Below are 4241 nucleotides of genomic sequence, written 5' to 3' on the forward strand. Positions count from 1 at the left end.
GGTCCGCGCGTCATCTGCGGCCCCGGCGAGAACGCCGGCGTCGTCGATATCGGCGACGGCGACGCGGTCGTGTTCAAGATCGAGAGCCACAACCACCCCTCGTTCATCGAGCCGCACCAGGGCGCAGCGACCGGGGTCGGCGGCATATTGCGCGACGTATTCACAATGGGCGCGCGCCCGATCGCGATGCTCAACTCGCTGAGCTTCGGCAGCCCGGACCACCCGAAGACCCGGCATCTGGTCGGCGGCGTCGTCGCGGGGATCGGCGGCTACGGCAATTGCGTCGGCGTCCCGACGGTCGGCGGCGAGTGCCGCTTCCACCCCGCCTATAACGGCAACATCCTGGTCAACGCGATGTGCGTCGGCATCGCCCGCGCCGACCGCATCTTCTATTCGGCCGCGACCGGGCTCGGCAATCCGATCGTCTATGTCGGCAGCAAGACCGGCCGCGACGGCATCCACGGCGCGACCATGGCGTCCGCCGACTTCGACGAGAACAGCGACGAGAAGCGCCCGACCGTGCAGGTCGGCGATCCCTTCACCGAGAAATTGCTGATCGAGGCCTGCCTGGAGCTGATGGCGACCGACGCCATCGTCGCCATCCAGGACATGGGCGCTGCTGGTCTCACCTCCTCCTCGGTCGAGATGGCCTCCAAGGGCGGCGCCGGCATCCGGCTCGACATGAACAAGGTGCCGTGCCGCGAAGAGGGCATGACGCCCTATGAGATGATGCTGTCCGAGAGCCAGGAACGGATGCTGATCGTCCTGAAGCCCGGCCGCGAGGCGGAGGCCGAGGCGATCTTCCACAAATGGGAGCTGGACTTCGCGGTGATCGGCGAGGTGACGGACACCGGCCACATGGTTCTGGAATGGAACGGCGAGGTTGTGGCCGACATCCCGCTCGGCCCGCTGGCCGACGAGGCGCCGCTCTACGACCGGCCGCACATGAGTCTCGACGAGTACAAGGCCTGGGCGCAGGTGAAGCCACTCGGCGACGTGCCGGAAAGCACGGACATTGCTGCGGATTTGCTGAAGCTGATGGGCTCGCCCAACATCGCCAGCCGGCGCTGGATCTACGAGCAGTACGACCAGCAGGTCGGCGGCGACACGGTGCAGCGGCCGGGCGGCGACGCGGCGGTGGTGCGCGTGCACGGCTCCAAGAAGGCGTTGGCGATGACCACCGACGTTACGCCGCGCTATTGCTACGCCGACCCCTATGAGGGCGGGAAACAGGCGATCGCCGAGGCGTATCGCAACCTATGCGCGGTCGGCGCGAAGCCGCTGGCGGTGACCAACTGCCTCAACTTCGGCAACCCGCAGCGGCCAGAGATCATGGCCCAGTTCGTCGAATGCCTGCGCGGCATGGGCGACGCCTGCCGCGCGCTAGATTTCCCGATCGTGAGCGGCAACGTCAGCCTCTACAACGAGAGCAAGGCGACTGGCGGCGGAAGCGCGATCCTGCCGACACCGGCGATCGGCGGGGTTGGCTTGCTGGACGATTGGGAGAAATCGGCGACGATCGGGTTCAAGGCCGAGGGTGAACTTATTATTTTTGTTGGTCCTAACGTCGAGGACTTCGTCGACGGACAGTTAGGCCAATCACTATGGCTTCACGAGATTCAGAGTCGACGCGACGGTGATCCGCCTCCGGTCGATCTTACCGAGGAACGACGCAGCGGAGAGTTTGTCCGCGAAGCCATTCAGCGCGGCATCGTCAGCGCCGTGCACGATGTGTCGGACGGTGGAATTCTAGTTGCGATTGCCGAGATGTGCATCGCCGGAGATATGGGAGCAGAGGTCGATTGTCTAAGTTCCGAAGCGGCTCAATTTTGGTTTGCTGAAAATCAAGCGCGCTTCGTACTCGCAGTTTCTGACGAGTCCTCGTTCTGGAAGCTCAGGAGAGATTTCGCTGTCGGAGCTGCAACACTTGGTCGGGTCATCGGTTCGCCCGAACTGAAGGTCAGTCGTTCTACGGGTATCGGCAAAGATTCAATTCCCCTCGCCGACCTCCGCGCGGCTTACGAAGGCTTCTTCCCCAAGCTAATGGGCGGCGAGTTGGCGCCGGCGGCCTGATGGGCAAGCGCAAGAAATCGCACCAGAGCCACGGCACCGCCAATCGGCCGCGCTTCTGGGGGAAGCATGCGGTTTCGGCGGCGCTCGACAACCCGGACCGCAAGGTACTGAAGGCGTGGGCGACGCGTGAGGCGGCGCAGTTCATGCAATTTCCGCAGGACGTGGCGGTGACCATCGCCGAGGCGCCCGACCTCGGCCGCTTCGTTCCCGCCGACGCCCCGCACCAGGGCGTTGTGATCGAAGTCGAGCCGCTCGAGGACGCCTGGCTCGACGAACTGCTGACCAGCCCGCCGGAGCGCGCGGTGCTGCTGGTGCTCGACCAGGTCACCGATCCGCACAATATGGGTGCGATCCTGCGTTCGGCGGCGGCGTTCGGGGCGATCGGCATCGTCACCCAGGACCGCCACTCGCCGCCCGAAAGCGGTGTCGTCGCCAAGGCGGCGTCGGGCGCGCTGGAGCGGATGCCGTGGGTACGCGTGGTCAACCTGGCACGGGCGTTGGAGGAAATTGCCGAGGCCGGTTTTTGGCGGATCGGCCTGGCCGGCGACGCCGACACCGACCTCAAGGACGCGCTCGGCCCCGACCGCGTTGCGCTGGTGCTCGGCGCCGAGGGCGCGGGCCTGCGCCACAACACGCGCGAGCATTGCGATGCGGTGGCGAGGCTGCCGATTACCGACGCGATCGAGAGCCTCAACGTCTCCAACGCCGCCGCCGTCGCCCTCTACGCGGCCACCGCACGCTGATGGTGCGCACCCGCGAGAGCATCGGCGCGGCGCTCACTGCCCTCGCCGAGCGCGAGCCCGCGTTCGCCCGCGTCATCGAACAATATGGCGTCCCTGAGCCGCGCTCCAGCGAACCAGGCGCGCAGGCCCTGCTGCGCACCATCGTCGGCCAGCAGGTCAGCGTCGCCGCTGCCCGCGCCATGTGGGCCAAGCTCGAAGCGGCCTTCGGAACGCCGCCCGACCTCGCCAAGCTGCTCGCCGCGACCGACGAGGACATGCGCGTCGCCGGCATGTCGCGGCAAAAGGCCGGCTATATCCGCAGCCTCGCCGGCCTCGTCCTGTCCAGTGAACTCGACCTCGATCACCTGCCCGCCGACGACGAGGAGGCGATCGCCCATCTCACCAAGATCAAAGGCATCGGCCGCTGGTCGGCGGAAATTTACCTGCTGTTCGCGGAAGGGCGCGGCGACATCTGGCCCGCCGGCGACCTCGCCGTGCAGCTGGAGATCGGTAAGCTCTTCGGCCTCGGCGACAAGCCCAGCGAGAAGGCGGTCCGCGAGATCGCCGAGCGCTGGCGGCCTCATCGCGGCGCTGCGGCGGTGCTTGCCTGGCACCATCGTGGCGCCCAGGCGAAAAAGCCGCAGGAGCCGGTCTAGCGGCCGCTATTCCTCGATGCGGTTGAGAAGGCGGTCGACCGAATCTCCGGCCGTCTTCTGCTTACCGTTTGCCAGCTTCTTGGAATTGCGTTCGAGCGCAGTGCGGATCTGTTCGATCTGCTGGTCGGTCAGATGCTCGATGCCGATGAACTGCTCGCGCGCCTTGTCGACCGCGCGCAAGAGCTCGTCGAGTTTCGCCTGCATCGCCGCGCCGTCCCGGTTCTGGCTGTTCTGGATCAGGAACACCATCAGGAAGGTGATGATCGTGGTGCCGGTGTTCACCACCAACTGCCAGGTGTCCGAGAAGTGGAACAGCGGCCCTGTCACGCCCCAGACGATGATGATGAGCAGCGCGACAACGAAGCTCAGCGGTTGCCCTGCGGCCGTCGAAATCAGCGTCGCGATTCGGGTAAAAGTCTTATGCATCAGCGTCGGAACGCGGCTGGAACGAAATTGTGCCCCCGCCGAACCTTTTGTCATGATTCGATGCAAGGGCGAAACTTTAGGCACTACAGCAGCTTGCGAACGTTTTATCCAACATGAGTTACGAAGGCATCGTCGCCGTGGGGCTGCTGACCAGAACGGACCTCGACGTTCTGGGACCGGGTTTTACGCGCCTCTGGCCGGTCGATGAAACGCCGTGCTTCGATGGACTGTTGCAAGCCATCGACGACGCGGACCGTGACCTCCGCCATTGCATCGACGAGCAGCCAGTCCGCTGATCCCAATTAGCGTCGAACCCCTGCCGGAAGGGGTCGCGCGCCAAGCCCGCCAAATGCCGCCGGACCGG

At 65.6% G+C, this 4241-nt stretch carries 5 protein-coding genes; 4 read left to right on the forward strand and 1 reads right to left on the reverse strand.

Annotated elements, in window-relative coordinates; genetic code table 11:
• From purL to JOZ79_RS00645, 3 genes are all read left to right on the forward strand, one after another.
• Positions 1 to 2073, forward strand: a 2073-nt coding sequence (gene purL / locus JOZ79_RS00635; RefSeq protein WP_294069175.1) for a phosphoribosylformylglycinamidine synthase subunit PurL, incomplete at its 5' end; no start/stop codon positions are given.
• Positions 2073 to 2816 carry a 23S rRNA (guanosine(2251)-2'-O)-methyltransferase RlmB gene (gene rlmB / locus JOZ79_RS00640; RefSeq protein WP_294069178.1) on the forward strand — a complete coding sequence of 248 codons (744 nt, stop codon included), beginning with the start codon at positions 2073 to 2075 and terminating at the stop codon, positions 2814 to 2816. The genes purL and rlmB, both read left to right, overlap by 1 nt.
• Positions 2816 to 3451 carry a DNA-3-methyladenine glycosylase 2 family protein gene (locus JOZ79_RS00645; RefSeq protein ID WP_294069181.1) on the forward strand — a complete coding sequence of 212 codons (636 nt, stop codon included), beginning with the start codon at positions 2816 to 2818 and terminating at the stop codon, positions 3449 to 3451. The genes rlmB and JOZ79_RS00645 overlap by 1 nt, the downstream gene beginning before the upstream one ends.
• Positions 3452 to 3457: 6 nt before the next feature.
• Here the strand turns inward: JOZ79_RS00645 and JOZ79_RS00650 are convergent, their stop codons facing one another.
• On the reverse strand, positions 3458 to 3877 hold the full coding sequence (locus JOZ79_RS00650) for a low affinity iron permease family protein (protein ID WP_294069184.1): 420 nt from the start codon (positions 3875 to 3877) through the stop codon (positions 3458 to 3460).
• Positions 3878 to 3990: 113 nt separating this feature from the next.
• On the opposite strand from JOZ79_RS00650, the gene JOZ79_RS00655 reads away from it, so the two are divergent.
• Positions 3991 to 4173: a hypothetical protein gene (locus tag JOZ79_RS00655; RefSeq protein ID WP_294069187.1), complete on the forward strand. Its 183-nt coding sequence runs from the start codon at positions 3991 to 3993 to the stop codon at positions 4171 to 4173.
• The last annotated feature ends 68 nt before the right edge of the window (positions 4174 to 4241 follow it).

The sequence above is a fragment of the Sphingomonas sp. genome, from assembly GCF_019242355.1.
GTDB lineage: Bacteria > Pseudomonadota > Alphaproteobacteria > Sphingomonadales > Sphingomonadaceae > Sphingomicrobium.